General features: G+C 59.2%; 27 protein-coding genes and 1 tRNA gene. 9 read left to right on the top strand and 19 right to left on the bottom strand.

What is annotated here, in order from left to right; genetic code table 11:
- Positions 1-286 precede the first annotated feature (286 nt).
- The 6 genes from gcvH (at position 287) to FIV38_RS12190 (ending at position 7,428) form a co-directional block, all read left to right on the top strand.
- The gene (gene gcvH, locus FIV38_RS12215; protein ID WP_029300273.1) at positions 287-670 is read left to right on the top strand and encodes a glycine cleavage system protein GcvH; all 384 of its coding nucleotides are present in this window, start codon (positions 287-289) and stop codon (positions 668-670) included.
- A gap of 10 nt (positions 671-680) precedes the next feature.
- Complete coding sequence (gene gcvP / locus FIV38_RS12210) at positions 681-3,530, top strand: aminomethyl-transferring glycine dehydrogenase (protein ID WP_092238439.1); 2,850 nt, start codon at positions 681-683, stop codon at positions 3,528-3,530.
- A gap of 167 nt (positions 3,531-3,697) precedes the next feature.
- Positions 3,698-5,074: an L-serine ammonia-lyase gene (locus FIV38_RS12205; RefSeq protein ID WP_092237801.1), complete on the top strand. Its 1,377-nt coding sequence runs from the start codon at positions 3,698-3,700 to the stop codon at positions 5,072-5,074.
- A 39-nt stretch (positions 5,075-5,113) separates the two neighbouring features.
- Complete coding sequence (gene gcvT, locus FIV38_RS12200; protein ID WP_092237804.1) at positions 5,114-6,238, top strand: glycine cleavage system aminomethyltransferase GcvT; 1,125 nt, start codon at positions 5,114-5,116, stop codon at positions 6,236-6,238.
- Positions 6,239-6,630: 392 nt separating this feature from the next.
- Entirely contained in the window at positions 6,631-6,843 is a 213-nt protein-coding gene (locus FIV38_RS12195; protein WP_029300277.1) for a cold-shock protein, read from the top strand.
- A gap of 96 nt (positions 6,844-6,939) precedes the next feature.
- Entirely contained in the window at positions 6,940-7,428 is a 489-nt protein-coding gene (locus FIV38_RS12190; protein ID WP_029300279.1) for an RDD family protein, read from the top strand.
- A gap of 72 nt (positions 7,429-7,500) precedes the next feature.
- Here FIV38_RS12190 and nadA read toward each other — a convergent pair whose 3' ends face one another.
- On the bottom strand, positions 7,501-8,559 hold the full coding sequence (gene nadA, locus FIV38_RS12185; protein WP_029300280.1) for a quinolinate synthase NadA: 1,059 nt from the start codon (positions 8,557-8,559) through the stop codon (positions 7,501-7,503).
- A gap of 154 nt (positions 8,560-8,713) precedes the next feature.
- Positions 8,714-9,607: a LysR family transcriptional regulator gene (locus FIV38_RS12180; protein ID WP_070994428.1), complete on the bottom strand. Its 894-nt coding sequence runs from the start codon at positions 9,605-9,607 to the stop codon at positions 8,714-8,716.
- A gap of 108 nt (positions 9,608-9,715) precedes the next feature.
- Here FIV38_RS12180 and lldD point away from each other — a divergent pair, with 108 nt between their 5' ends.
- A complete protein-coding gene (gene lldD / locus FIV38_RS12175) occupies positions 9,716-10,858 on the top strand; it encodes an FMN-dependent L-lactate dehydrogenase LldD (RefSeq protein WP_070994429.1) in 1,143 nt (380 codons plus the stop codon).
- Between the two features lie 10 nt (positions 10,859-10,868).
- Here the strand turns inward: lldD and FIV38_RS12170 are convergent, their stop codons facing one another.
- Positions 10,869-11,561 (bottom strand): RES family NAD+ phosphorylase, encoded by a 693-nt coding sequence (locus FIV38_RS12170; protein WP_092237807.1) that lies wholly within the window; start codon positions 11,559-11,561, stop codon positions 10,869-10,871.
- Complete coding sequence (locus tag FIV38_RS12165) at positions 11,555-11,959, bottom strand: antitoxin Xre-like helix-turn-helix domain-containing protein (protein ID WP_070994431.1); 405 nt, start codon at positions 11,957-11,959, stop codon at positions 11,555-11,557. Before FIV38_RS12165 ends, FIV38_RS12170 begins: the two co-directional genes overlap by 7 nt.
- A 416-nt stretch (positions 11,960-12,375) precedes the next feature.
- Here FIV38_RS12165 and FIV38_RS12160 point away from each other — a divergent pair, with 416 nt between their 5' ends.
- Positions 12,376-12,963 carry a hypothetical protein gene (locus tag FIV38_RS12160; RefSeq protein WP_133715372.1) on the top strand — a complete coding sequence of 196 codons (588 nt, stop codon included), beginning with the start codon at positions 12,376-12,378 and terminating at the stop codon, positions 12,961-12,963.
- 119 nt (positions 12,964-13,082) lie between these two features.
- Here the strand turns inward: FIV38_RS12160 and FIV38_RS12155 are convergent, their stop codons facing one another.
- Positions 13,083-13,691, bottom strand: a complete 609-nt coding sequence (locus FIV38_RS12155; RefSeq protein WP_092238442.1) for a LysE family translocator — start codon at positions 13,689-13,691, stop codon at positions 13,083-13,085.
- A 112-nt stretch (positions 13,692-13,803) separates the two neighbouring features.
- On the opposite strand from FIV38_RS12155, the gene FIV38_RS12150 reads away from it, so the two are divergent.
- Complete coding sequence (locus FIV38_RS12150) at positions 13,804-14,667, top strand: LysR family transcriptional regulator (protein WP_070994432.1); 864 nt, start codon at positions 13,804-13,806, stop codon at positions 14,665-14,667.
- Between the two features lie 191 nt (positions 14,668-14,858).
- On the opposite strand, the gene FIV38_RS12145 is transcribed toward FIV38_RS12150, so the two are convergent.
- From FIV38_RS12145 to FIV38_RS12080, 14 genes are all read right to left on the bottom strand, one after another.
- Positions 14,859-14,934, bottom strand: a tRNA-Lys gene (locus FIV38_RS12145).
- A 63-nt stretch (positions 14,935-14,997) separates the two neighbouring features.
- Entirely contained in the window at positions 14,998-15,687 is a 690-nt protein-coding gene (queC, locus tag FIV38_RS12140; protein WP_029300294.1) for a 7-cyano-7-deazaguanine synthase QueC, read from the bottom strand.
- 1 nt (position 15,688) lies between these two features.
- Complete coding sequence (queE, locus tag FIV38_RS12135; RefSeq protein WP_029300296.1) at positions 15,689-16,336, bottom strand: 7-carboxy-7-deazaguanine synthase QueE; 648 nt, start codon at positions 16,334-16,336, stop codon at positions 15,689-15,691.
- A gap of 165 nt (positions 16,337-16,501) precedes the next feature.
- On the bottom strand, positions 16,502-17,326 hold the full coding sequence (gene ybgF / locus FIV38_RS12130; RefSeq protein WP_092237813.1) for a tol-pal system protein YbgF: 825 nt from the start codon (positions 17,324-17,326) through the stop codon (positions 16,502-16,504).
- 6 nt (positions 17,327-17,332) lie between these two features.
- Entirely contained in the window at positions 17,333-17,833 is a 501-nt protein-coding gene (gene pal, locus FIV38_RS12125) for a peptidoglycan-associated lipoprotein Pal (protein WP_029300299.1), read from the bottom strand.
- A 55-nt stretch (positions 17,834-17,888) separates the two neighbouring features.
- Positions 17,889-19,169 (bottom strand): Tol-Pal system beta propeller repeat protein TolB, encoded by a 1,281-nt coding sequence (tolB, locus tag FIV38_RS12120; protein ID WP_169851059.1) that lies wholly within the window; start codon positions 19,167-19,169, stop codon positions 17,889-17,891.
- 17 nt (positions 19,170-19,186) lie between these two features.
- Positions 19,187-20,260, bottom strand: a complete 1,074-nt coding sequence (gene tolA / locus FIV38_RS12115) for a cell envelope integrity protein TolA (RefSeq protein ID WP_029300302.1) — start codon at positions 20,258-20,260, stop codon at positions 19,187-19,189.
- Positions 20,260-20,712 carry a protein TolR gene (gene tolR, locus FIV38_RS12110; protein WP_162473200.1) on the bottom strand — a complete coding sequence of 151 codons (453 nt, stop codon included), beginning with the start codon at positions 20,710-20,712 and terminating at the stop codon, positions 20,260-20,262. Before tolR ends, tolA begins: the two co-directional genes overlap by 1 nt.
- Positions 20,713-20,735: 23 nt before the next feature.
- Positions 20,736-21,431: a protein TolQ gene (tolQ, locus tag FIV38_RS12105; RefSeq protein WP_029300305.1), complete on the bottom strand. Its 696-nt coding sequence runs from the start codon at positions 21,429-21,431 to the stop codon at positions 20,736-20,738.
- 1 nt (position 21,432) lies between these two features.
- Positions 21,433-21,888 (bottom strand): tol-pal system-associated acyl-CoA thioesterase, encoded by a 456-nt coding sequence (gene ybgC, locus FIV38_RS12100; RefSeq protein ID WP_029300306.1) that lies wholly within the window; start codon positions 21,886-21,888, stop codon positions 21,433-21,435.
- Positions 21,889-22,026: 138 nt separating this feature from the next.
- Positions 22,027-23,085, bottom strand: coding sequence for a Holliday junction branch migration DNA helicase RuvB (gene ruvB / locus FIV38_RS12095; RefSeq protein ID WP_029300308.1), 1,059 nt, complete (start codon positions 23,083-23,085; stop codon positions 22,027-22,029).
- Entirely contained in the window at positions 23,086-23,697 is a 612-nt protein-coding gene (gene ruvA / locus FIV38_RS12090) for a Holliday junction branch migration protein RuvA (protein WP_029300310.1), read from the bottom strand. It abuts the gene before it with no gap.
- A gap of 63 nt (positions 23,698-23,760) precedes the next feature.
- Complete coding sequence (gene ruvC / locus FIV38_RS12085; protein WP_005790910.1) at positions 23,761-24,285, bottom strand: crossover junction endodeoxyribonuclease RuvC; 525 nt, start codon at positions 24,283-24,285, stop codon at positions 23,761-23,763.
- Between the two features lie 157 nt (positions 24,286-24,442).
- On the bottom strand, positions 24,443-25,189 hold the full coding sequence (locus FIV38_RS12080) for a YebC/PmpR family DNA-binding transcriptional regulator (protein WP_092237816.1): 747 nt from the start codon (positions 25,187-25,189) through the stop codon (positions 24,443-24,445).
- Positions 25,190-25,223 lie beyond the last annotated feature (34 nt).

The following is a 25,223-nucleotide window of genomic DNA, read 5'->3' as shown; positions in this document are numbered from 1 at the left end:
AATGCACTGGCGCTTCATCGAGCGGGACGCATGTATTGAAAACGCTACAGCGGAACGTTTTCAATACACCACTGATCCTCCTTCGCTATGCAAGGCTTTGATCCGCATAGGCTTTTTTTCTGCCATCGAAGCGTAGCGATTTCGCTACAGCTGTTGGGAACTCACACGCGGCATTATTTTTTAACTTATTGATTTGTAACGATAAAAATATATTGGCCGCATTTTTGCTAAGGACTTACCCATTCCAATCCCGTCCACCAGACGATTCTGGCCCTGAGGAGTTTCCATGAGCGAATTGCGTTTTACTGAAGATCACGAATGGCTGCGTGCCGAAGCCGACGGCAGCGTCACCGTAGGTATTACTGCGTTCGCGCAAAACGCACTGGGTGATGTGGTTTTCGTACAACTGCCTGAGCTGCAGGCCTACGACCAGGGTGCAGAAGCTTCCACCGTAGAGTCGGTCAAGGCCGCCAGCGGGGTGTACATGCCCTTGACCGGCGAAGTGCTGGCAGTGAACGACAAGCTCAGCGACAGCCCGGAACTGGTCAACGAAGACCCGATGGGCGAAGGTTGGTTCTTCCGCTTTAAACCGGCCGATGCCGATGCGGTAGCTAAGCTGTTGGATCAGGATGCGTACGACCGCCTGATCAAAGCCAATGCGCAAGCTTGAGGAGCGTGCCATGACCGTTCAATTGACCACCGCCAACGAATTTATCGCCCGCCATATCGGCCCGCGCCAGGACGACGAGCAGCAGATGCTTGCGACCCTGGGCTTTGATTCCCTCGAAGCCCTGAGCGCCAGCGTGATCCCGGAAAGCATCAAGGGCACCGCCGTGCTGGGGCTGAGCGACGGCCTGAGCGAAGCCGATGCCCTGGCGTCGATCAAGGCCATCGCGGCCAAGAACCAACTGTTCAAGACTTATATCGGCCAGGGCTACTACAACTGCCACACGCCGTCGCCGATCCTGCGCAACCTGCTGGAAAACCCGGCCTGGTACACCGCCTACACGCCGTACCAGCCAGAGATTTCCCAGGGCCGCCTGGAAGCGCTGCTGAACTTCCAGACCCTGATCAGCGACCTCACCGGCCTGCCGATCGCCAACGCTTCCCTGCTCGACGAAGCCACCGCCGCCGCCGAAGCCATGACCTTCTGCAAGCGCCTGAGCAAGAACAAAGGCAGCAACGCCTTCTTCGCCTCGGTGCACAGCCACCCGCAAACCCTCGACGTGCTGCGCACCCGTGCCGAGCCGCTGGGCATTGATGTGGTGGTGGGCGATGAACGCGAGCTGACCGACGTCAGCCCGTTCTTCGGCGCCCTGCTGCAATACCCGGCCAGCAACGGCGACGTATTCGACTACCGCGAACTGACCGAACGCTTCCACGCCGCCAACGCCCTGGTGGCGGTGGCCGCCGACCTGCTGGCCCTGACCCTGCTGACCCCACCGGGCGAGTTCGGTGCCGACGTGGCCATCGGCAGTGCCCAACGCTTCGGCGTGCCGCTGGGCTTTGGTGGCCCGCACGCGGCGTACTTCTCCACCAAGGATGCGTTCAAGCGCGATATGCCGGGCCGTCTGGTCGGGGTGTCCGTGGACCGTTTCGGCAAGCCGGCCCTGCGTCTGGCCATGCAGACCCGCGAGCAACATATCCGCCGCGAGAAAGCCACCAGCAACATCTGCACCGCCCAAGTGCTGCTGGCCAACATCGCCAGCATGTACGCGGTGTACCACGGCCCCAAAGGCCTGGTGCAGATCGCTACGCGTATCCATCACCTGGCCGCGATCCTGGCCAATGGCTTGACCGCGCTGGGCCTCACGGTTGAACAAGAGACGTTCTTCGACACCCTGACCCTGGCCACCGGCGCCAACACCGCTGCCCTGCACGACAAGGCCCGCGCCCAGCGCATCAACCTGCGCGTAGTGGACGCGGCACGCCTGGGCCTGTCGGTGGACGAAACCACCACCCAAGCCGATATCGAAACCCTGTGGAGCGTGTTCGCAGGCGGTAAAGCCCTGCCAGACTTCGCCGCCCTGGCCGCCAGCGTCGACAGCACCCTGCCCGCCGCACTGCTGCGTCAGTCGCCGATCCTCAGCCACCCGGTGTTCAACCGTTATCACTCCGAAACCGAGTTGATGCGCTACCTGCGCAAGCTGGCCGACAAGGACCTGGCACTGGATCGCACCATGATCCCGCTGGGCTCGTGCACCATGAAGCTCAACGCTGCCAGTGAAATGATCCCGGTGACCTGGGCCGAGTTTGGCGCCCTGCACCCGTTCGCCCCGGCCGCACAAAGTGCCGGCTACCTGCAACTGACCAGCGAACTGGAAGCCATGCTTTGCGCGGCCACCGGTTACGACGCCATCTCCCTGCAACCGAACGCCGGTTCCCAGGGTGAGTACGCAGGCCTCTTGGCGATCCGCGCCTATCACCAGAGCCGTGGCGAAGAGCGCCGCGATATCTGCCTGATCCCATCGTCGGCCCACGGCACCAACCCGGCCACCGCCAACATGGCCGGCATGCGCGTGGTCGTCACCGCGTGCGACGCCCGTGGCAACGTGGACATTGAAGACCTGCGCGCCAAGGCTATCGAGCATCGCGAACACCTCGCCGCGCTGATGATCACCTACCCGTCGACCCACGGCGTGTTCGAGGAAGGCATCCGCGAAATCTGCGGGATCATCCACGACAACGGCGGCCAGGTGTATATCGACGGCGCCAACATGAACGCCATGGTCGGCCTGTGCGCCCCAGGCAAGTTCGGCGGCGACGTGTCCCACCTGAACCTGCACAAGACCTTTTGCATCCCCCACGGTGGTGGCGGCCCGGGCGTTGGCCCGATTGGCGTCAAGTCACACCTCACGCCGTTCCTGCCCGGCCACGCGGCCATGGAACGCAAGGAGGGCGCGGTGTGCGCGGCGCCATTCGGCAGCGCAAGCATTTTGCCGATCACCTGGATGTACATCAGCATGATGGGCGGCGCGGGCCTCAAGCGCGCTTCGCAGTTGGCGATCCTCAATGCCAACTACATTTCCCGTCGCCTGGAAGAGCACTACCCGGTGCTGTACACCGGCAGCAACGGCTTGGTGGCACACGAATGCATCCTCGACCTGCGCCCGCTCAAGGACAGCAGCGGTATCAGCGTCGATGACGTGGCCAAGCGCCTGATCGACTTTGGGTTCCATGCGCCGACCATGTCGTTCCCAGTCGCCGGCACCTTGATGATCGAGCCGACCGAAAGTGAATCCAAGGAAGAACTGGACCGTTTCTGCGACGCCATGATCGCCATCCGCGAAGAAATCCGCGCGGTGGAAAACGGCACGTTGGACAAGGATGACAACCCGCTGAAGAACGCACCGCACACCGCTGCTGAAATCGTCGGTGAATGGAGCCATCCGTACAGCCGCGAACAAGCGGTGTACCCGGTGGCGTCGTTGATCGAAGGCAAGTACTGGCCGCCGGTTGGCCGGGTCGATAACGTGTTTGGTGATCGCAACCTGGTGTGTGCGTGCCCGTCGATCGAGAGCTACGCATAACCTGACTTTAGAAACGCGGTCAGTGTGGGAGCTGGCTTGCCTGCGATGCAGACACCTCGGTCTATCAGTAGCTCCGAGGTGAGGCTATCGCAGGCAAGCCAGCTCCCACATTGATCGCATTCCACAGGGCAGCTTGCGTCCAACAATAAGAAACCGGAGAACCACTCATGTCTTTAAGCGTGTTCGACCTGTTCAAGATTGGCATCGGCCCCTCAAGCTCTCACACCGTTGGCCCGATGCGCGCCGCAGCCCGATTCGCCGAAGGCCTCAAGCGTGACGACCTGCTGCACGCCACCACCTGCGTCAAGGTGGAGCTCTATGGATCGCTGGGCGCCACCGGCAAAGGCCACGGCAGCGACAAGGCCGTGTTGCTGGGCCTGGAGGGCGAACACCCAGACACCGTGAACACTGAAACCGTGGCCGCACGCCTAGCGCAGATGCGCAGCGACGCGCGCTTGAACCTGCTCGGTGAACACAGCATTGCGTTCAACGAGAAAGAACACCTGGCGATGATTCGCAAACCCCTCGCCTATCACCCCAACGGCATGATCTTCCGTGCGTTTGACGCTGCCGGCATCCAGATCCGCAGCCGCGAGTACTACTCGGTCGGCGGCGGTTTTGTGGTGGATGAAGACGCTGCCGGCGCCGACCGGATCGTCGAGGACGCCACGCCCCTGACCTTCCCGTTCAAGCATGCCAAGGATTTGCTTGGCCATTGCACCACCTATGGGCTGTCCATCAGCCAGGTGATGCTGACCAATGAAAGCGCCTGGCGCCTGGAAGCCGAGACCCGCAGCGGCCTGCTGAAGATCTGGCAGGTGATGCAGGACTGCGTTGACGCAGGCTGTCGCAATGAAGGAATCCTGCCGGGAGGCTTGAAGGTCAAACGTCGCGCCGCCGCGCTGCATCGTCAGTTGTGCAAGAACCCCGAATCCGCCCTGCGCGATCCGCTGTCGGTGCTGGACTGGGTCAACCTGTACGCCCTGGCGGTCAACGAAGAAAACGCCAACGGCGGGCGCGTGGTCACAGCGCCCACCAATGGTGCAGCCGGGATCGTGCCGGCGGTGTTGCATTACTACATGCGCTTTATCCCCGGCGCGAACGAAGACGGCGTGGTGCGTTTTCTGCTCACCGCCGCAGCCATCGGCATTCTGTACAAGGAAAACGCCTCGATCTCCGGCGCCGAAGTCGGTTGCCAGGGTGAAGTTGGCGTGGCCTGTTCGATGGCGGCGGGCGCGCTGTGCGAAGTGTTGGGCGGCAGCGTCTCTCAAGTGGAGAACGCCGCCGAGATCGGCATGGAGCACAACCTCGGCCTGACCTGCGACCCGATTGGCGGCCTGGTGCAGGTGCCCTGCATCGAGCGCAATGCCATGGGATCGGTGAAGGCGATCAATGCGGTGCGCATGGCCTTGCGCGGCGATGGGCAGCATTTCGTGTCCCTCGACAAGGTGATCCGCACCATGCGCCAGACCGGCGCCGATATGAAAAGCAAATACAAGGAAACCGCCCGTGGCGGTTTGGCCGTCAACATTATCGAGTGCTGATGCTTATAAACGCGCCAGCACGTTTTTCAGGAGCTGAATATGTCCACCGAAACCCTGTTGAAAACCCCGCTGCACGCCCTGCATCTTGAACTGGGCGCACGCATGGTGCCGTTCGCCGGCTATGACATGCCGGTGCAATACCCACTGGGTGTTATGAAGGAGCACTTGCACACCCGTGAACAGGCCGGGTTGTTCGATGTGTCGCACATGGGCCAGATCCGCCTGACCGGGGCCAATGCCGCCAAGGCCCTGGAAACCCTGGTGCCCGTGGATATCATCGACCTGCCAGTGGGCATGCAACGCTACGCCATGTTCACCAACGAGCAGGGCGGCATCCTCGATGACCTGATGGTTGCCAACCTGGGTAACGACGAATTGTTCCTGGTGGTCAACGCCGCCTGCAAGGATCAAGACCTGGCCCACCTGCGCCAGCATATCGGCGAGCACTGCCAGATCGAGCCGCTGTTTGAAGAGCGCGCCCTGTTGGCCTTGCAAGGCCCGGCGGCGGTGAAGGTGCTGGCGCGCCTGGCCCCGGAAGTGACCAAGATGACCTTTATGCAGTTCGCACCCCTGCGCCTGCTGGGGGTGGAGTGCTATGTCAGCCGTTCCGGTTATACCGGCGAAGACGGTTTTGAAATCTCCGTCCCCGCGGCCAATGCCGAGAGCCTGGCGCGCAGCCTGCTGGCCGAAACGGAAGTAGCTGCCATTGGCCTGGGCGCTCGAGACTCCCTGCGCCTGGAAGCCGGGCTGTGCCTCTATGGGCACGATATGAACAGCGAAACTACCCCGATTGAGGCCAGCCTGCTGTGGGCCATCTCCAAGGTCCGCCGTGCTGATGGTGCGCGTGCCGGTGGCTTCCCGGGCGCAGACCGGATCTTCACCCAGCAGCAGACCGGTATCAGCCGCAAGCGCGTTGGCTTGTTGCCACAGGAGCGCACGCCGGTGCGTGAAGGGGCAGAGATTGTCGACGACCACGGCACCGTGATCGGCACCGTGTGCAGCGGCGGCTTTGGCCCAAGCCTGGGCGGCCCGCTCGCCATGGGCTACCTCGACACGGCCTTTACCGCGTTGGATAGCGAAGTCTCTGCGTTGGTGCGTGGGAAAAAGGTGCCACTTCGTGTAAGTAAAATGCCATTCGTGCCACAGCGTTACTATCGTGTCTGATTGACTGTTCCTATAAGTAACGCGGTTGTGTTCACTTGCACTAATCTGTAACACAACCGCCATAAAACAGTGCGCCGACGATAGTCAATGTTATGTCGATCAACCTATAACAAGTGACTCAATCTATCGAATAACACCCCGCGGCAATATTGCCCTAAGTGCGAGCAGGGCTAGTAAATACGTGGCTTGCAGAGGGCTTGTTTTTCCTGTGTTAGTTGGCGTAGAGTTTGCCCACTGTGTTTGCATGGGTCGCTTGGAACCTGGACCTGGGCAGTAGCTGAAGTAGTTGTGCTACAACCCGTTCGACGTCTCTTACTTTCCTGCAACCCAGCCCAGTACTCTTTCATGTGAAAGAGGCTGTCATTAATTTTTAGCGTCAAGGAAATAAGAAAATGGCTGAACGTCAGAGCGGTACCGTCAAGTGGTTTAACGACGAGAAAGGTTTTGGTTTTATCACTCCAGAAAGCGGTCCGGATCTGTTCGTGCATTTCCGCGCTATCCAGGGCAACGGCTTCAAGAGCCTCAAAGAAGGCCAGAAAGTGACCTTCATCGCTGTGCAGGGCCAAAAAGGCATGCAAGCGGACGAAGTACAAGCAGAAGCCTGATCCTTACTGCGACAAAAAGCCTCTGATGGTGACATCAGAGGCTTTTTTATGTGCGTTTGTCCGTAAAATGGCTTTTTTCCTCCAGAGAGCCGAGCCATGTCGAAACACCTGCTAAGCCCCCAAGGCGAATTCCCCGCCGTTGGCCTGGGCCGTCGTCTGGCAGCGATGTTCTATGACTTCCTGTTGTGTACCGCCCTGCTGATCGTTACCGCCTTCCTTTACAAGCTAGTGTGGATCGCGTTTGTGGGCGAGGCAAAAATGCGCACACTCTCGGAGTCCGGCGCTCTGGACGGTGATCCGCTGCTGTCGACGATTCTGTTTTTTGTACTGTTTGGCTTCTTTGCCAAGTTCTGGACCCATTCCGGGCAGACCCTGGGTATGCAAGTGTGGGGCGTGCGCGTGCAGAACGCGGACGGCTCGCGCATCAGCCTGTGGCAGGCCCTGTTGCGGTTTGTGGTATCGATTGCGTCGTGGTTGTGCGCAGGGCTGGGGTTTATCTGGTCGCTGGTGGACAAGAAACAGCGGGCCTGGCATGACATTTATTCGGACACGCAGTTGGTGCGAATCCCGAAGAAAAAGAAATAGCGCCAAACGATGCAAATCAAACTGTAGCAGCAGGCTTGCCTGCTCCTACAGTTTGGTTGTAGCAGCCTTGGATCAGGCGTTGCCGGCCAGCTTCAGGCGGGCCGCCTGGGTAAAGTCCAGCATGCGCTTGAGTGGGCGTACGGCATGGGGGATCAACGAGGGTTCGACGAAGATCTCGTTGCTGCCTTCACGCAGGCATTGCAACGTGCGCTCCAGGGTATTCATCGCCATCCACGGGCAATGCGCACAACTGCGGCATGCCGCGCCGTTACCGGCGGTGGGCGCCTCGACAAAGACCTTGTCCGGGCACAGCTGCTGCATCTTGTAGAAAATGCCACGGTCAGTGGCGACGATAAACGTCTTGTTCGGCAAACGCTGCGCCGCCGCAATCAACTGGCTGGTAGAACCCACGGCATCCGCCAACTCGATCACCGAGGTTGGTGACTCCGGGTGCACCAGGATCGCTGCATCCGGGTACAGCGCCTTCATGTCTTCCAACTGCTTGGACTTGAACTCTTCGTGGACGATGCACGCACCGTCCCACAGCAGCATGTCGGCACCGGTCTGGCGCTGGATATAGGTACCCAGGTGCTTGTCCGGGCCCCAGATGATGGTTTCGCCGTTATCCATCAGGCTTTCGACGATTTCCAGGGCGCAACTGGAAGTCACCACCCAATCCGCGCGCGCTTTGACCGCCGCCGAAGTGTTGGCGTAGACCACCACGGTACGCTCCGGATGCTGGTCGCAGAACGCCGAAAACTCTTCCACCGGGCAACCCAGGTCCAGGGAGCACGTGGCTTCCAGGGTCGGCATCAGGATCCGTTTTTCGGGGGTAAGGATTTTCGCCGTCTCGCCCATGAAGCGCACGCCGGCGACCAGTACAGTCTTGGCCGGATGGGCGGCGCCGAAGCGGGCCATTTCCAGGGAGTCGGAAACACAGCCGCCGGTTTCTTCAGCCAGGGCCTGAATCACCGGGTCGCAATAAAAGTGCGCCACCAGCACCGCGTCTTGAGCCTTGAGCTCGGCAGCGATGGCAGAACGTAAGCTTGCCTCTTGCTCGGCACTGAGCACCTTAGGTTGCTTGGCATCGAGGTGGGCTTGGACCAGAAGGCGTTCGGAAATTTGCGTCATGTTCGCAAGACCTACAGGCGCAGTTGCGCGAAAGTCGAGTGTACCACCGGCTCTGGAGCCCTTCGGGCGCCGCCGGACGAAGTGATTGTGTTCATCAAGCACGGGTTTAGGTGAAGCTGCGCAAGGCTACAGAATATCGATTGGATTCAAAAGCCTAATATGGCGCAGGGACATTACCCATTTCCCTGGCCAGATCCAACCAGGCTCGCGCAGCCGGTGGCAAGTGAGCATTACGCCGCCAGGTCAGGGCGATATGCCAGTCCGTCTGGGGCTCATCCAGCGCGATCAAGGCAATGCCGGCATGCAGGTGTTTATAGGCCAGCATGCGCGGCAGGAAGGCAACGCCCAGGCCCGCGCCGACCAGGTCGACGATAAAGTCGATCTGGGCGCTGCGCACAGAAACCTTCGGCGAGACGCCCCGACGCTCGCAGGCGGAAAGAATGATGCGATTCAGGGCAAATCCAGCCTCGAAGAGTATGAATGGGGAGTCGGACAAGTCGGAAAAATCCACACTTTTGCGCCCGGCCAATGGATGGCTGCTGGGCAGGACCACCATCAACGGCTCGACGCGCACGTCCTGATACTCGAACTCGCCCTCCACCGGCACCAGCAGGGCAGCCACATCCACCTCCCCCGCTTGCAGGCACTCGCCCAGCTTTTTGCTGCCATGCTCGATCAGTTCGATATCGATCTGTGGGTAACGCTGGCGATACACCGCAAACATCGCGGCAAATAACTCACCACTGCCCACCGGCGGCAGGCCGATGCGCAAGACGCCACGCTTGAGACCCAGCAGGTCATTGATCTCGGCCAGCAGGTCGCTGCGCTCGGCGAGCAGCACCAGGGCGCGGCGGTAGGCAATCTCGCCAGCGGCTGTCAGTTCACTCTTATGGCCGATACGGCTGAACAGCGGCGTGCCCAGCTCCTCCTCCAGGGTCTTGACCGCTTTGCTGACGCTCGATTGCGTGAGCGAAACCATCTCGGCCGCTTGTGAGAAACTGCCTTGGCGCACCACTTCGACAAAGGCTCGCAACGTTCGCAGGTTCATGACTATTCCATTTGCGACTTGAATTAAGTTGTAAAAGTTGTTTTTACCATGAAAAGCCTTTGACTATCCTCCACCCACCGTTTTCCTTATTCCGGGGCCTCACTGTTCATGATCATTTCGTCTGCATCGGATTACCGCGAAGCCGCACGCCGCAAACTGCCGCGTTTCCTGTTCGACTACATTGACGGTGGCGCCTACGCCGAGCACACCCTCAAGGCCAACAGCTCGGACCTGGCAGACATCAGCCTGCGCCAGCGCGTCCTGCGCAACGTCGAGAGCCTGAGCCTGGAAACCACGCTGTTCGACCAACCGCTGGCGATGCCGGTGGTCATGAGCCCGGTAGGCCTGACCGGCATGTTTGCCCGGCGCGGGGAAGTCCAGGTGGCGAACGCGGCGGCCAATAAAGGCATCCCTTTTTGCCTGTCGACCGTTTCCGTGTGCCCGATCGAGGAAGTCGCATCGCAGACCGCGCAATCGATCTGGTTTCAACTCTATGTGCTCAAAGACCGCGGCTTCATGAAGAACGCCCTGGAGCGCGCCCAGGCCGCCGGGGTGAAAACCCTGGTGTTCACCGTCGACATGCCAACCCCCGGTGCCCGCTACCGCGATGCTCACTCCGGGATGTCCGGCCCGTACGCCGCCCAGCGGCGCATGTTGCAGGCCGTGACCAAGCCAGCCTGGGCTTTTGACGTGGGACTTATGGGCCGCCCCCACGACTTGGGCAATATTTCCAAATACCTCGGCAAACCAACCCACCTTGAAGACTACATCGGCTGGCTGGCCACCAACTTCGACCCGTCCATCAGCTGGAAAGACCTGGAATGGATCCGCGAGTTCTGGAAGGGCCCAATGATCATCAAGGGCATCCTCGACCCACAGGATGCCAAGGATGCGGTGAGCTTCGGGGCCGACGGTATCGTCGTGTCCAACCATGGCGGCCGCCAGCTCGATGGCGTGCTGTCTACCGCCAAGGCGTTGCCTGAGATTGCCCAGGCGGTTGGCAGCGATCTCACGGTGCTGGTGGACTCTGGGGTGCGCTCTGGGCTGGACGTGGTGCGCATGCTCGCCCTGGGCGCCCGGGGTGTGTTGCTGGGACGAGCGCCCGCCTACGCGTTGGCCGCAGATGGCCAGCGCGGCGTGGAGAATCTGCTGGATATTTTTGCCAAGGAAATGCGCGTGGCCATGACCCTGACCGGGGTTACGTCGATTGCGCAGATCGATGAGTCAATCCTGGTGCGCGGGCAGATCTGACTCGCCAGGGTCAGGCTTCGCGGATCTGGCTGACACTGGTGATCTGGCCATTCCAGACCATCTCATAATGGGAGGCCTGGACAATCGACGACACCGGCCGGGGTGTCAGCAAGGCCCAGCAGTGATCGCCCTCTGAGCGCACCGACAGGTAACGAAGGCCGGGACACCCGGCCTTCTTCAACTCACCACCCAAGCGCTGGGCGTGGCTGTAGTCGTCGGGGTCGTAGATCGGGTCGCTCATAGGCACCGACGTCGCATCCTTCATCGAGTCGCCGGCAAAACTGCACGCCAGTGCGCGAAACACAAAACGCTCATAATTAAGGCCACGGACCCCGGACCAATACTGGTTCTGGTGGTGACGCACCTCTGCCAGTGCCGTCTCGATAGTGGCCGCCAGGTACAGCACACCAAAATCACCCGCGCTGAAACGCGACCCTGCCGGGTTGACGTGGGTGAACGGCGCAATTGCGTAGGAACATCCCACAATCCCGAACGGGATTTCCCTACGGGCTATCAGCTCGATCCGCCCGACCTCATTGCCCAGACGCGGGTTGGTCAGGGCCTGGATCTGATAAAGCGCCTCAAACTCCTCGGCATCCGCCACATCATCAAATAAGGCAATCGGCGGGAATTTTGAATTGACCAGGCGATAGGCCTGCAACTGCCCCCCGGGCAGATCGCCCAACTGGCTGGCCCTCACCATTGCGCGCCACGCAGCACATCGATGCGCCGGAAGGTTTCGTACAGGGAAATCATATCGCCCTGGGCCATGATCTCCAGAGGCGAGCGGCCGTTGAAAAACAGGTTGTCGTTGGGCATTGCGGGGAAGCCGTACACGTTCTCGGGGTTATCGAACACCATGCGCAGCGTGGCGTGGATATTCAGCACGAAGCTGATGCGCTGCATCTGATCGGCATCCAGGCTCACGGACCAGGCAGCATCGCGCTGCCGGGCGCGGGTGTAGGTACTACGCGAGATGCGCAAGATGCGGCAAGCCTGGTCGCTGCTGGCCTGCCATTTCTCCAGGATGCTCACGGCCGCCCGTAGTCCGGCGACACATTGCTCGCGGGTAAAGGGCTGTGCTTGGAGGGCCAGGCTCATGGTGCCACCTCAAATTAATCTACAGACTCAAATATAGACGCCTGAGGTCTACAGAGCAAACCACTACAACATCCCGTGTCAGCTTTTAAAACCAAAGGCCCTAGTGGCATGCTTTTCGTTATTTCGAATCGCACTTTAACGCCCGATGGGTGAGAATGGTTCCCGTCTACATTTTCTCCAATCCATTGTGTATGAGCCCCCAAGAAATGGAATTCAACGCGCCTTCTTCATCCCGCTGGCTACTGGCCTTGTTCGGTGCAAGCCTACTGTCACTGTCCGGCTGCCAGAGTCAAACGCCAGAGCAGGTAGCAGAACAGGCACAGGGACGACAGGAATACGCAAAGTTCGTCAACTCGTTCAAAACAATACTTCGCAGTTATGCCCTGGCCGCCAATGAACAGGAGCTGACAGGTGTGATGAATATGGTCATGACCGTCGACACGCAGAACCATGTAGTGGACTGCTCAACCCAACGCGGAACGCTGTTGCCCAACGAGGGCCAGAACCAACTGCGTCAGGCCAAGCTGGCCAAACTGGTCACCGAGCTGTGCTGGACCACACTGTTTCCCGAGGTCTCACAAAAGGCCTTCGCTGATAACGAGGATTCCCAGGTGATTGTCGCCCCCATGGTGTTCACCCCTCTGATTGGGCTCTCGGAAGAACAGCAGCAACTGCAGAAAACCCGAATCGACCTCTATAGGCAGATCCGTTTCTTCCGCGAACAACTGTTTGCAGGGCATGACATCCAGAGCATTGGCGTCGCCAGCTTCCACTTCATTGCCGACGCACAGGGCAAAGTGAGTGAGTGCATGGTCAACCTGAATCAAAGCCCGTTCCGCTCACAGGGGTTCAAGGCAGATAGCGCGTTGCAGCAACGCCTCGCCACGCAGTGCAAACGGCTGGACCTGCGCCAGATGCCGGGATTTGCCAACCACCCTAAAGGCCTGCCCCTGGGTTATGTGCAGGTGGACTACAGCCCGTGGATGAATGGGCGCCGGGGCTGATAGCCAAACAAGGCGGCCGGTTTACCCGCGCAAGTCGTGAGCGGCAATGCGCAACCTGAGAGCATCAACTGTCACCACATTTGTGGTCAGAATCCCGTCTGATACGGGTAGCCGTGGCTTCAGGTATGGATGGGCAGGGCCAACCCGAAAAGTACAAAAAACCCACCACAGACGTTATTGAATCGGCGCCCGGTTCGGGCTAACCAAGGCCTGATCCGGTGCGCAGCGCTGGCCACTAGATACTCAACGGCGAACTCCACGACCGCGTAAGTCAGCGCGATGACGACCGTCTGCGCGATGATGCTTCTGTGGGGATTCAGGAACGGCGGGATAAACGCCATGAATAGCAGCAGTGCCTTAGGGTTTGAAATGGCTGATACCAGCCCTTGGCGGAACAGTGACCAACGTTGCAAGGTTGTTGTGCCGGTCGTATCAAGGCTGACGGGTGCAGCCCGCCACAGCCCGAAGCCCAACCAGATCAGATAGAGCCCGCCGACCACCTTCAAGGCTGTGAACCAGGTGGCCGACGCCTGGATCAGTGCGCCCAATCCCAACGCGCAAAGCGAAAGCACGATGGCAAAGCCGAGCACGCCACCGGTGATAGTGAACAGCGTTTTGCGACTCCCGTGAATAGCTCCATGGGTGAGCACCAACAATGCATTGGGCCCTGGTACTACCGCTATGCCGCAACAGGTAAACAGATAGAGCAACCAGGTCTCAAATGGCATGATCAGATCCAGTATGTGTTGGTTCAGGCCAGTATCTTGCGGGTGAGCAGCCATCATAAAAAGCGCATAATTCACGTCTTAGCCATTCGATTAACGAATAGAGGTAACAGCGATGCCTGCCAGTGATTTGCAGATCGATTGGCTCAAGTGCTTCGTGGCAGTGGTGGATGCAGGTTCGCTATCTGGCGCAGCCCACGAGGTAAACAGATCGCAGTCCGCCGTCAGCATGCAGATGAAGAAACTCGAGGCCGCGCTTGGACGGCGGTTGTTGAGTCGTGGCCCGAGGCACTTTCAACTGACCGCTGACGGCCAGACACTGCTGAGCTACGCCCGTCGCATGCTCGCACTGCACGCCGAGACCCAAGCGGCTTTTCATGGTGAAGAGTTGACCGGACGAATCCGCCTTGGCGTCGCGGAGGACTACGCGGCCAAGTATCTCACTCCGGTGCTGAAGCGCTTTTCGCCGCGTTACGCAGGCGTGGAAATAGAACTGACCTGTGAACAATCGACCACGCTTATCCCGCGTGTGCGAAGCGGCGATCTTGATCTGGCGCTGGTGTCCAGGGACTCGCCTCAAAGCGGAACATTTCTCTTCAAAGAACCGATGGTTTGGGTGGGCTCACCCCAGTTCGAACTGTGGAGGCGAGACCCGGTGCCTATCGCAGTCTACGAAAGTGAAAGCCTGGCCCGGCGTTATGCAGTGAACTCACTGACCCAGCAGGGACGCGAATTCAAGGTGGTGTACAACAGCTCCAGCCTTGCTGGCCAGGTGGCCGCAGTCGAGGGCGGACTCGCTATTGCCGCAATCACTCAGTGCAGCGTACAGGCCTCGCTTCACGTCTTAAGTAGCGAGCACGGCTTGGGAAACATTGAACCTATGGAAGTTTCGATTTTACGTAGCCGAGCCTCTCGCGGCTCTAAAGCGGTCAATAGCCTTCATGCTTTCATCATCAGCGCGCTAAGACTTCAGGCGTAGTCATCTGACTTTGGGGCGGTAGCAGGATGGAGGATGAGGTAGGGGGGCGCTGAAAGTGTATTTGCTCAGGAGGCCCTGCAAGCAGTACGTCACGCTCCTCAGAGAGCCCTACGCCTGCCTTTGTACAAGGAAAAAAAAACCCGGAAATCCTCACTTGCGTGGGCCTTCCGGATTTTCTAAACCGCCAAAAATGGTGGGTCGTGTGGGATTCGAACCTACGACCAATTGGTTAAAAGCCAACTGCTCTACCAACTGAGCTAACGACCCGCTGTGTGGTGGCGCGTATAATACTGATTTCTAAGGATTATTCAACACCTTATTTTAAATAAATCAGAAATAACGCGTTGGGTCAGTAATTCCGGCCGCTTGGAAGCCTTCTGCACGTAGTCGGCAGCTGTCACATTTCCTACATGCACGACCGTCATTGTCTGCCTGGTAGCAGGAAACAGTCAGCGAGTAGTCGACACCAAGCCTTACACCCGCCTTGACGATATCCGCCTTGCTCAGGTTTTGCAGTGGCGCCTGGATACGGAAGCCGTGCCCTTCTACGCCCGCCTTGGTCGCCAGGTTGGCCATGCGTTCGAACGACTCGACGAACTCTGGACGGCAGTCCGGGTAGCCGGAGTAGTCGACGGCGTTGACGCCGATAAAGATGTCGCGGGCATTGAGCACCTCTGCCCAGCCCAGGGCCAGCGACAGGAACACGGTGTTGCGTGCCGGTACATAGGTGACCGGGATGCCCTCAGTGGGCGCCTCAGGCACGTCGATGGTGCTGTCGGTCAGGGCCGAGCCGCCAATGCCGTTGAGGTTCAGCCCAATCACCTTGTGCTCCACCACGCCGAGGTCGCGGGCGACACGGGCGGCGGCGTGCAACTCGGCATGGGAGCGCTGGCCATAGTCGAAGCTCATGGTATAGCAGCTGTAACCCTCGGCACGTGCCATCGCCACCACGGTGGCGGAGTCGAGGCCGCCAGACAGCAGGATTACGGCACGTTTTTGCTCAGTGGTTTGTTCAGTCATTTCAGCGTCCTGGCTCGTCGTTCCAAAGATATTTATGCAGCTGCAATTGCAGGCGCACCGGCAGGTTGTCCGCGACCACCCAATCAGCCAGGTCGCGAGCGTTCAAGTCATGGTGGCTTGGAGAAAACAGCACCTCGCCGGCGCGTCGGTCCAAACCGTACTGGATCAGCTTGGAATTGGCCCAGTCATAGTCGTCCCGTGAACAGATGACGAACTTGACCTGGTCGTTGGCGGTGAGCAACTCGATATTTTCATAGCGATTGCGATGCGCTTCCTTGGAGTCTGGCGTCTTCAGGTCAACCACTCGGCTGACGCGAGGATCGACTGCGGAAATATCCAGGGCACCGCTGGTTTCAAGGGACACCTCGTAACCGGCGTCACACAGCTGCTTGAGCAAAGGAATGGCATTGGGCTGGGCCAACGGCTCGCCGCCTGTAACACAGACGTAGCGCGGCTTGTAGCCTGCCACCTGCTCCAGGATGTCGTCGAGGGTACGAATAGTGCCGCCGCTGAACGCGTAGGCACTGTCACAGTACTGGCAGCGCAACGGGCAACCGGTCAGGCGCACAAATACTGTGGGCAGGCCGGCAGTGCGCGTTTCACCCTGTAACGAGTAAAAAACTTCGGTGATGCGTAATGTGTCTTGCATAGTCGCCACGGGCGTAACAGCTAAACAGGCTGTCCGCCTCCGTCAGGCACTTCATGGGATCCCGGCAAAGCGTGAACCCCAAAAAGCGTATTTCATAAAAGGGCGTGGATTCTAACGAAAAAACCCGCGACAGGCGCGGGTTTCTTCCAAGCGGATCAGCAATGCTTACAAACGCTGCAAATCGCGCTGGGCCAACTGGGCGGCAGATGTGCCCGGGTATTGGGCCACCACTTGCTGCAGAATGCCTTTGACCTTGTCGGTATGACCCAGGCGGCGTTCTACATCAGCCAGTTTGTACAGCGAATCAGGCACCTTGGCGTGCTTGGGGTAAAGCTGGCTGACCTTGGCAAACGCCTGGCCTGCACCCTGCAAATCACCCTTGGCCAGGTTGACCTCACCCAACCAGTACTGGGCATTGCCCGCATACTGGCTGTTTGGATAACGACCCAGGAAAGCGGTGAACGCCTTGCTGGCCTTGTCGAAATCCTTGGCCTTGATCAGGTCGAAGGCTGCGTCGTAATACAGCTTTTCCTTCGCCGGGTCAGCCGGTTCGCTGCTGGCGGCAGGGGCCTGTGTGGCGCCTGCGGCTGCACCACCGGCGGCGCTTGCGGCGCCACCGGCAGAAGAATTATCAGGAGTAGCGGCTGGTGTAACGCCGGTTCCTATACGTCGGTCAAGATCCTGGTAACGCTCCAGGCCTTCTTGCTTGAGCTGACGCACCTCATTCTGCAGAACTTCAATGGTGCCTTGTTGCTGCGCCAATTGATCCTGCATGCGTTGCAGTTGGTTGAACAGTTCGCCCTGTGCCGAAGGAGCGGCCGTGGCCGCTCCCCCCGCATAGGCGCCGTTCGTGCCATAACCTGCAGGTGGATAGCTGCTCCCACTATTGTTATAGCCAGAGTTGCTATCTTCCACGGGAACCGCAGCCCACACCGCAAGCGGTGCGAGGCTGAGAGCCAATACGGTTACAACACGACGGCACGTTCGCATGACGAATTACTTACGCAGTTCGACGCGACGGTTTTGAGCCCAGGATTGCTCGTCGTTGCCGGTAGCAACTGGACGCTCTTCACCGTAGGAAACCAGTTCCAGCTGAGCTGGGGAAACGCCTTGCAGTACCAGGTAGCGCTGAACGGCTTTCGCACGACGCTCGCCCAGTGCCATGTTGTACTCACGAGTACCACGTTCGTCGGTGTTGCCTTCCAGTACAACGCGAGCGCCGTTACCTTTCAGGTCTTTCGCGTGAACGTCCAGAGCGCGCATGGCTTCTGGCTTCAGGTCCGAACTGTCGTATTCGAAGTAGAAAGTGGTGATCGCGCGCAGAGCAGCTTCTTCGCTCAGGGAGCCGTCAACTGCACCAGTGTTGGCGCCGTAACCAGCGTTTGGATCAACAGCTGCGCCTTCACCGGCATTGTCGCCGCCTTTAGACGAGCAACCAACGGCTACGGACAGAGCCAGAGCCAGAGCAGCAAACTTACCAAACTTCAGCATTTCCATCGTGAAACTCCTAATGAACCCCAGTGTGTTAAGTACTTCTTTTTGTAGCGCCGCGTCAGTTCAGGTAAGGGGACCAGGACGGTTCTCTGACTTCGCCTTGTGCGGTAGGAAGCGGGAGCCTTACGCGTCCATTAATGGACACGAGCATCAAGACTCCCCGGCCCTGCTGGCGGGTGGCGTAGATTACCATGGTGCCGTTGGGCGCAACAGTAGGCGACTCATCAAGAGTGCTATCTGTGAGGATTTTTACGCTTCCGCGCTGCAAATCCTGGGCCGCCACCTTGAAATTAGTGAAACCATCCTGGCGATGGATCATTACCAGGGTCTTTTCATCGGCCGAAAGCTTCGGATTGGCGTTGTAGTTGCCGATAAAGGTCACACGTTCTGCACCACCACCGCCAACACTGCTCTTATAGATCTGCGGTTTGCCGCCACGGTCTGATGTGAAGTAGATGGTCGAACCATCCTTGCCCCAGAACGGTTCAGTGTTGATGCCAGGGCCGGAAGTGACACGGGTGATCTGGCGCGAACCGAGGTTCATCACGTAGATATCCGGGTTACCGTCCTTGGACAGTACGAATGCCAGGCGATTGCCATCCGGCGACCAGGCTGGTGCACCGTTCAAACCTTCGAAGTTGGTGATCTGCTCACGGCGGCCGGTGTCGATGTGCTGGACGAAGATGCGCGGACGCTTCTGTTCAAACGACACATAGGCGATACGCTTGCCATCCGGCGCAAAACGCGGCGACAGGATCGGCTCGCGCGATTGCAGCAGGGTCACTGCCCGGGCACCGTCGTAGTCTGAACGCTGCAGGGTGTAGCGCGTGTTGTTCACCGAGAAACGCTCAGCCGTCACGTACAACATGCGGGTAGAGAACGCACCTTTGATACCCACCAGTTTTTCGAACGACTGGTCGGCGATGTAGTGCGCCATGTCCCGCAGTTGGTCGACGCTGCCCGACACGCTACCGGTCAGCACTTGCTGCTCGGTGGCCACGTTGAACAGGGCGTATTGCACCTGCAGGCGACCGCCCGCTGGCACGATGCTGCCTACCATCAGGTACTGGGCGCCCAGGGCTTTCCAGTCACGGTAGATCACTTCGCTGCCTTGGGTCGGCTGGCTGATCATGTTCTGCTTCGGAATAGGCGCGTAGTAACCCGAGTTGCGCAGGTCATTACCAATGATTTCCGCCATATCGTCCGGCAGTACGCTGCCGCCCTGCCAACCAAACGGCACTACTGCAATCGGAGTCGCCCGATCGCTACCGCTGGTTACCAGGATGTTCTTTTCATCCGCCGCCGCTATCCCTGCCATACAGCAAATAACGACAAGCATTCCTCGAAGAAGGTTTCTCACAAGGCTAGATCCTCAGGTGTGAATGTCATCTTGAATGAACGATAGGGAGCGAAGTCGCTTGGTTTCATTCCCTGCATCTCGGTCAACCGGCCAATGTTCTTGACCGCTGCAACCGCTGAACTGTCGAACGAACCGTCGCCACTGGACTTGGCCACGCTGACCGAAGTCACCGTACCGTCCGGCAACATGCCGATCTGCAGCACCACTGTCATGCCTTTGCGTGCCGAAGGTGGACGTGTCCAGCCCTCTGCTGCCCGCGCCCGAATCAGGTCGTCGAAACTGCCCGCGACTTCATCACCACGTTCATCGGCCAAGGCTTGCTGACGTTGCGGCGTGTCGGAAAGCAAATCAGCCAAGGCCTGGGCCTTTTTATCTTCGGCGGATTTACGCGCTGCTTCCTGGGCCTTTTTCTTCGAGGCATCGGCGGCAGCTTTCTTCTTCGCGTCATCGGCGATTTTCTTCTTCGCCTCGTCTGCTTCAGCTTTTTTCTTGGCGTCTTCGGCGGCTTTCTTCTTCGCGTCTTCGACTATCTTCTTCTTGGCTTCTTCAGCGGCCTTTTTCTTGGCCTCTTCTTCAGCCGCTTTCTTGGCTTCTTCTTCAGATTTCTTCTTGGCTATATCAGCCAATTGTTTCTCTTCGGCTTTTTTAGCTTCGGCAGCTTTCTCGGCTTTCTTGGCTTCATCAGCCTTTTTCGCCTCGTCGGCCTTCTTGGCTTCGTCAGCCTTTTTCGATTCTTCGGCCTTTTGAGCCGCCTCGTCTTTCTTTTGTTCCGCAGCAGCCTTCACCGCTTCCTGCTCGACCTTCTTCTGTTCCATCTGTTCGACTTCAGTCTGGCGCGCAGCCGACTTCTGGGCCTCACCCGCAATCTTCTGATTGGTCTGGGTGGTGGCCTGACTCTTCGATTTCAGCTGATACAGGGTCGCCTGCACGATCGGCTTGGCTGGCGGCAGCTCCGGCGTCATGGCAAAGCTGACAAACAGCATGCCAAACACCAGAACGTGCAGGGCAATTGCCCAGACGCTAGGCCAGAAGAAGCTTTCCGAGGCGGACGGCTCTCGCTGTTGCTGCATCAGGGCGCCTCGGTAATCAAGCCAACATTACCGACCCCGGCCTTCTGCAGCCCGCCCATGGCGCCCATGACGGAGCCGTAGTCGACCGACTTGTCACCGCGGATGAACACCTGGGTGTGCTTGCCGCCTTCATTGCCGGCGCGGATGATCTTGGTCACCGCGTCGGTCATTTGCGGCAAGGTCATGGCCTTGTCCTGTTGCTTCTGGGTGTCGACTTCGCTGCCAAGGTTCCAGTAATAGGTCTTGTCAGCCTTGATCGAGATGGTCAGGACCTGGGTGTTGTTGTCCTGCGGCAAGGCTTCGCTGGAAACCTTGGGCAGATCAACCTTCACACCCTGATTGAGCATCGGCGCGGTCACCATGAAGATCACCAGCAGCACCAGCATCACGTCGATGTAAGGCACTACGTTCATCTCGGCGACCGGCTTGCGCTTTTTGCGAGCTCGAGCGATTAAAGCCATTGGGAATTACCTGCTTATTCTTCGCTGGTGTGCACTTTACGGTGCAGGATCGCCTGGAATTCATCGGCGAAGGTGTAGTAACGGCCAATCAGGGTTTCGCTGGTGGCGGCGAAACGGTTGTAGGCAATTACTGCGGGGATTGCAGCGAACAGGCCGATGGCAGTGGCGATCAGCGCTTCGGCGATACCCGGGGCCACGGTGGCCAGGGTCGCTTGCTGGGCCGTTGCCAGGCCACGGAAGGAGTTCATGATGCCCCATACGGTACCAAACAGGCCGATATACGGGCTGACCGAACCGACGGTAGCGAGGAACGGCAGGCTCTGTTCGAGCTTTTCTTCCTCACGGGAGATCGCGACGCGCATCGCACGGGCCACGCCTTCCATGACCGCTTCCGGGTCAACGCCGGACTGCTGACGCAGGCGGGAGAATTCCTTGAAACCGGCGCGGAAGATCTGTTCTACGCCCGAATCCGGGTCTGGGTTGCTGCCTGCCTGGCGATACAGCTTGGACAGGTCGATACCCGACCAGAAGCGCTCTTCGAAGCTCTCCAGGGCACGTCGACCGGCACGCAGCAGGTTGCTGCGCTGAAAAATCATGACCCATGAGGTAACCGATGCGGCTACCAGGGTCAGCATCACCAGTTGAACCACGACACTGGCATTGCTGACCAGGCTCCACATGGAGGAATGGTCGACGACGGTAGGTTCCACGCTAAATCTCCTGCTCTGATTGTTTACCGGCGCCGCTCACGCCGGCAAAGGCCGCACGTAAAGCTTCGGGAATGGCCCGGGGTTTCAAACTATTGGTGCGCACACACGCCACCAGGAACTGCCCCTCACAGAGCAGCGTTGCATCCGTTGCCCGCCTGACCTGCTGTTTAAAGCGCAGGCTGACACGGTTCAATTCGATTACTTCGGCGCTGACCAGCAACTCATCGTCCAGTCGCGCCGGCGCGTGGTAACGGGCCTCGCTGGAATGCACGACAAATAACAGGTCCTCCCCTGCAAGCTGGGATTGGGCAAAGCCCAGCTCCCGCAGCCGCTCGGTTCGAGCCCGTTCCATGAATTTCAGGTAGTTGACGTAATACACGATGCCGCCCGCATCGGTGTCCTCGTAATAAACGCGACAGCGATGTGCGAACGACTGATCCCCGTTTTGCGCGCGCATACTCTAGTGCTTACTCCTCAGGTTGCCAATCCGGCCAGGCAACTGTTTTTCATTCTCTGCAACATTTCTAACGAAAGAATGACGACGCCAGCCACTAGGACAGCACAAACGTCGAATAAATCGACTCGCCATGCCTTTTTAATCGTCCACTGCATCGAGGAATTCGTCTACCACAGGCATCTCCCCCAATCGTGACGGAATGTTTAGCCCGAAGTGCAAATACGCATGGCGCGTGACCACACGGCCCCTCGGTGTACGCATGATGTAACCCTGTTGAATCAAGTAAGGCTCCAAAACATCCTCGATGGTATGGCGCTCCTCACTGATAGCAGCGGCCAAGCTGTCTACGCCCACCGGCCCACCATCGAATTTTTCGATCATGGTCAACAGCAGGCGCCGGTCCTGATGATCGAAACCATGTTCATCAACGTCCAGCAGGTTCAACGCCAGGTCGGCCACGGCCTTGGTGATATGCCCCTTGGCTCGCACTTCGGCAAAGTCCCGTACCCGGCGCAGCAAGCGGTTGGCGATCCGTGGCGTGCCACGGGCGCGCCGGGCAATCTCAAAGGCACCTTCCGGATCGAGCGGCAAGCCGAGAATCCCCGCCGAACGACTGACAATCGTCGCAAGGTCAGCAGTGCTATAGAACTCTAGACGTTGAACAATGCCGAAACGGTCTCGCAACGGGTTGGTCAGCATACCCGCACGGGTGGTGGCGCCAACCAGGGTGAACGGCGGCAGGTCGAGCTTGATCGAGCGCGCAGCCGGCCCTTCGCCAATCATGATATCCAGCTGGAAGTCTTCCATAGCCGGGTACAGCACCTCTTCGACGATGGGCGACAACCGGTGGATTTCGTCGATGAACAGCACGTCATGGGGCTCAAGGTTGGTCAACAGCGCGGCCAGGTCGCCCGGGCGCTCCAACACCGGGCCGGAGGTGCTCTTGATCGACACCCCCATTTCCTGGGCGATGATATTGGCCAGGGTGGTCTTGCCCAACCCCGGCGGGCCGAAGATCAATGTGTGGTCCAGGGACTCGGCACGCCCGCGCGCCGCCTGGATGAACAACTCCATCTGCTCGCGTACGGTGGGTTGGCCGATGTAGTCGGCAAGGCTCAGGGGGCGAATGGCCCGATCCTGGACCTCTTCACGATCGCGAGGGCCGGTGGCTGCAATCAGACGATCAGCTTCAATCACTTAAATCATTCCCTTCAGGGCTCGGCGGATCATGTCTTCGGCGCTCAGGTTCTTGTCCTTGATGGCTGACACTGCCTTGCTGGCTTCCTGGGGTTTGTAGCCCAGGGAAATCAGCGCATTGACGGCGTCGCTTTCGGCACTGGCAACCTGGGCCGCCGGCAGATCCGGCTGGTTGGGTACCAGGGCAAACATGCTTGGCACCACTTCCCAGGCCTTGAAGCGGTCCTTGAGCTCTACCAGCAGGCGTTCGGCGGTTTTCTTGCCGACCCCCGGCACCTTGGTCAGTGCCGAGGTGTCCTGGGCCGAAACGGCACGCACCAACTCGTCCACTTCCAGGCTCGACATCAATGCCAGGGCCAATTTCGGGCCGACACCATTGAGGCGGATCAGCTCGCGGAAGAAGTCCCGGTCGCGCTTGCCAATGAAACCATAGAGTAGTTGCGCGTCTTCGCGCACCACCAGATGGGTGTGCAAGGTTATCGGTTCACCGACCGACGGTAGGCGATACAGGGTGGTCATGGGCACTTCCAGCTCATACCCCAACCCGTTTACATCCAGAATCAGGTGCGGCGGCTGTTTCTCAGCCAGGGTGCCGCGCAAGCGTCCAATCACGGTTCAGATCCTTAAAGCTTGAGGTCAGATCGAGGCCCGACCATAACGATTGCGCTGATGCTATCAGAGACGCAGGCGCCCGCCACGACTGCGTGCCGTACCGAGGCCGTGGGGCAGCAGGCTGGAACGGGTATGGGCATGGCAAATGGCGATGGCCAACGCGTCAGAGGCATCGATCTGTGGTTTTGACGTGAGCTTGAGCATGTGCATGACCATCATCTGCACCTGCTCTTTATTGGCCGCACCGGTGCCGACCACGGCCTGCTTGACCTGGGTCGCGGTGTATTCGGCGATTTCCATACCCTCCTCCGCCCCGGCAACAATGGCTGCGCCACGGGCTTGGCCCAGCTTCAGGGCCGAGTCGGCGTTCTTGGCCATGAACACCTTTTCAATGCCCATGGTCACCGGCCCGTAGGTCTGGATCACTTCGCGCACGCCGCGATAGACGATCTGCAAGCGTTCGGCCAGCTCGCCAGCGCCGGTACGGATACACCCCGAGGCGACGTAGATGCAGCCACGCGGCGTCTGCTGCACCACGCCAAAGCCGGTGATGCGCGAACCGGGGTCGATACCTAGGATTAAAGTCATAACGCCTGCGGGTTGGGTAAACACATTTTTTGATACAGAGAAGATCCCATGTGGGAGCGGGCTTGCTCGCGAAAGCGGTACTTCAGTCACGCATGTACTGATTGACAGACCGCTTTCGCGAGCAAGCCCGCTCCCACATTTTGGCCTACACCAGCCTTCAGACTAGCTGTTCGGCGACGGATTCCGGGATGTCGGCATTGGAATACACGTTCTGCACATCATCCAGGTCTTCAAGCATATCCAGCATCTTGAGCACCTTTTGCGCGCCATCCAGGTCCAGTTCGGCGCTGGTGGTCGGCAACATGACGATTTCCGCGTCGGTACCCTTGAAGCCAGCAGCTTCCAAAGCGTTACGCACCGCGTAGAAGCCGGCAAACGAGGTAAACACGTCGATGGAGCCGTCTTCGTTGGTCGCCACGTCGTCGGCATCCGCCTCCATCGCGGCTTCCATCAGTGCATCTTCATCCGTCCCCGGCACGAAGCTAATCTGCCCCTTGCGCTCGAACAGATAGGCCACCGAACCATCCGTACCCAGGTTGCCGCCACACTTGCTGAACGCATGGCGTACGGCAGCTGCAGTGCGGTTGCGGTTGTCGGTCATGCACTCGACCATCACCGCGACCCCGCCCGGGCCGTACCCTTCATAGGTCAGTTCGACCATATCGTCGGTATCCGCCGCACCCGCACCACGGGCCACGGCGCGGTCGATGATGTCGCGACTCATGTTGGCGCCCAGGGCCTTGTCCAACGCCAGGCGCAGGCGTGGGTTGGAGCCTGGGTCACCGCCGCCCTGGCGGGCTGCGACGGTCAGTTCGCGAATCCACTTGGTGAAGATCTTGCCTTTCTTGGCATCCTGACGCTCTTTGCGGTGCTTGATGTTCGCCCACTTGGAATGGCCAGCCATAACACAACTCCGAAATTCTCTAGAAACCTTTCAA

It is taken from the genome of Pseudomonas proteolytica, assembly GCF_007858275.1.
Lineage (GTDB): Bacteria > Pseudomonadota > Gammaproteobacteria > Pseudomonadales > Pseudomonadaceae > Aquipseudomonas > Aquipseudomonas proteolytica.
This window is presented reverse-complemented; position numbering and strand designations above follow the sequence as displayed.

Excerpts from the sequence above, each read along its gene's own strand:
- FIV38_RS12080 (WP_092237816.1), bottom strand. The coding sequence starts at position 25,189 with ATGGCTGGCCATTCCAAGTGGGCGAACATCAAGCACCGCAAAGAGCGT.
- FIV38_RS12160 (WP_133715372.1), top strand. The coding sequence starts at position 12,376 with ATGAATATGGTCATGACCGTCGACACGCAGAACCATGTAGTGGACTGC.
- tolA (WP_029300302.1), bottom strand. The coding sequence starts at position 20,260 with ATGCAGCAACAGCGAGAGCCGTCCGCCTCGGAAAGCTTCTTCTGGCCT.
- ybgF (WP_092237813.1), bottom strand. The coding sequence starts at position 17,326 with ATGCGAACGTGCCGTCGTGTTGTAACCGTATTGGCTCTCAGCCTCGCA.
- ybgC (WP_029300306.1), bottom strand. The coding sequence starts at position 21,888 with ATGCGCGCGCAAAACGGGGATCAGTCGTTCGCACATCGCTGTCGCGTT.
- ruvC (WP_005790910.1), bottom strand. The coding sequence starts at position 24,285 with ATGACTTTAATCCTAGGTATCGACCCCGGTTCGCGCATCACCGGCTTT.
- FIV38_RS12150 (WP_070994432.1), top strand. The coding sequence starts at position 13,804 with ATGCCTGCCAGTGATTTGCAGATCGATTGGCTCAAGTGCTTCGTGGCA.
- FIV38_RS12190 (WP_029300279.1), top strand. The coding sequence starts at position 6,940 with ATGTCGAAACACCTGCTAAGCCCCCAAGGCGAATTCCCCGCCGTTGGC.
- nadA (WP_029300280.1), bottom strand. The coding sequence starts at position 8,559 with ATGACGCAAATTTCCGAACGCCTTCTGGTCCAAGCCCACCTCGATGCC.
- FIV38_RS12170 (WP_092237807.1), bottom strand. The coding sequence starts at position 11,561 with ATGGTGAGGGCCAGCCAGTTGGGCGATCTGCCCGGGGGGCAGTTGCAG.
- FIV38_RS12165 (WP_070994431.1), bottom strand. The coding sequence starts at position 11,959 with ATGAGCCTGGCCCTCCAAGCACAGCCCTTTACCCGCGAGCAATGTGTC.
- queE (WP_029300296.1), bottom strand. The coding sequence starts at position 16,336 with ATGCAAGACACATTACGCATCACCGAAGTTTTTTACTCGTTACAGGGT.
- gcvP (WP_092238439.1), top strand. The coding sequence starts at position 681 with ATGACCGTTCAATTGACCACCGCCAACGAATTTATCGCCCGCCATATC.
- gcvT (WP_092237804.1), top strand. The coding sequence starts at position 5,114 with ATGTCCACCGAAACCCTGTTGAAAACCCCGCTGCACGCCCTGCATCTT.
- gcvH (WP_029300273.1), top strand. The coding sequence starts at position 287 with ATGAGCGAATTGCGTTTTACTGAAGATCACGAATGGCTGCGTGCCGAA.
- FIV38_RS12180 (WP_070994428.1), bottom strand. The coding sequence starts at position 9,607 with ATGAACCTGCGAACGTTGCGAGCCTTTGTCGAAGTGGTGCGCCAAGGC.
- queC (WP_029300294.1), bottom strand. The coding sequence starts at position 15,687 with ATGACTGAACAAACCACTGAGCAAAAACGTGCCGTAATCCTGCTGTCT.
- tolB (WP_169851059.1), bottom strand. The coding sequence starts at position 19,169 with ATGCTTGTCGTTATTTGCTGTATGGCAGGGATAGCGGCGGCGGATGAA.
- FIV38_RS12155 (WP_092238442.1), bottom strand. The coding sequence starts at position 13,691 with ATGCCATTTGAGACCTGGTTGCTCTATCTGTTTACCTGTTGCGGCATA.
- lldD (WP_070994429.1), top strand. The coding sequence starts at position 9,716 with ATGATCATTTCGTCTGCATCGGATTACCGCGAAGCCGCACGCCGCAAA.
- FIV38_RS12195 (WP_029300277.1), top strand. The coding sequence starts at position 6,631 with ATGGCTGAACGTCAGAGCGGTACCGTCAAGTGGTTTAACGACGAGAAA.
- pal (WP_029300299.1), bottom strand. The coding sequence starts at position 17,833 with ATGGAAATGCTGAAGTTTGGTAAGTTTGCTGCTCTGGCTCTGGCTCTG.
- FIV38_RS12205 (WP_092237801.1), top strand. The coding sequence starts at position 3,698 with ATGTCTTTAAGCGTGTTCGACCTGTTCAAGATTGGCATCGGCCCCTCA.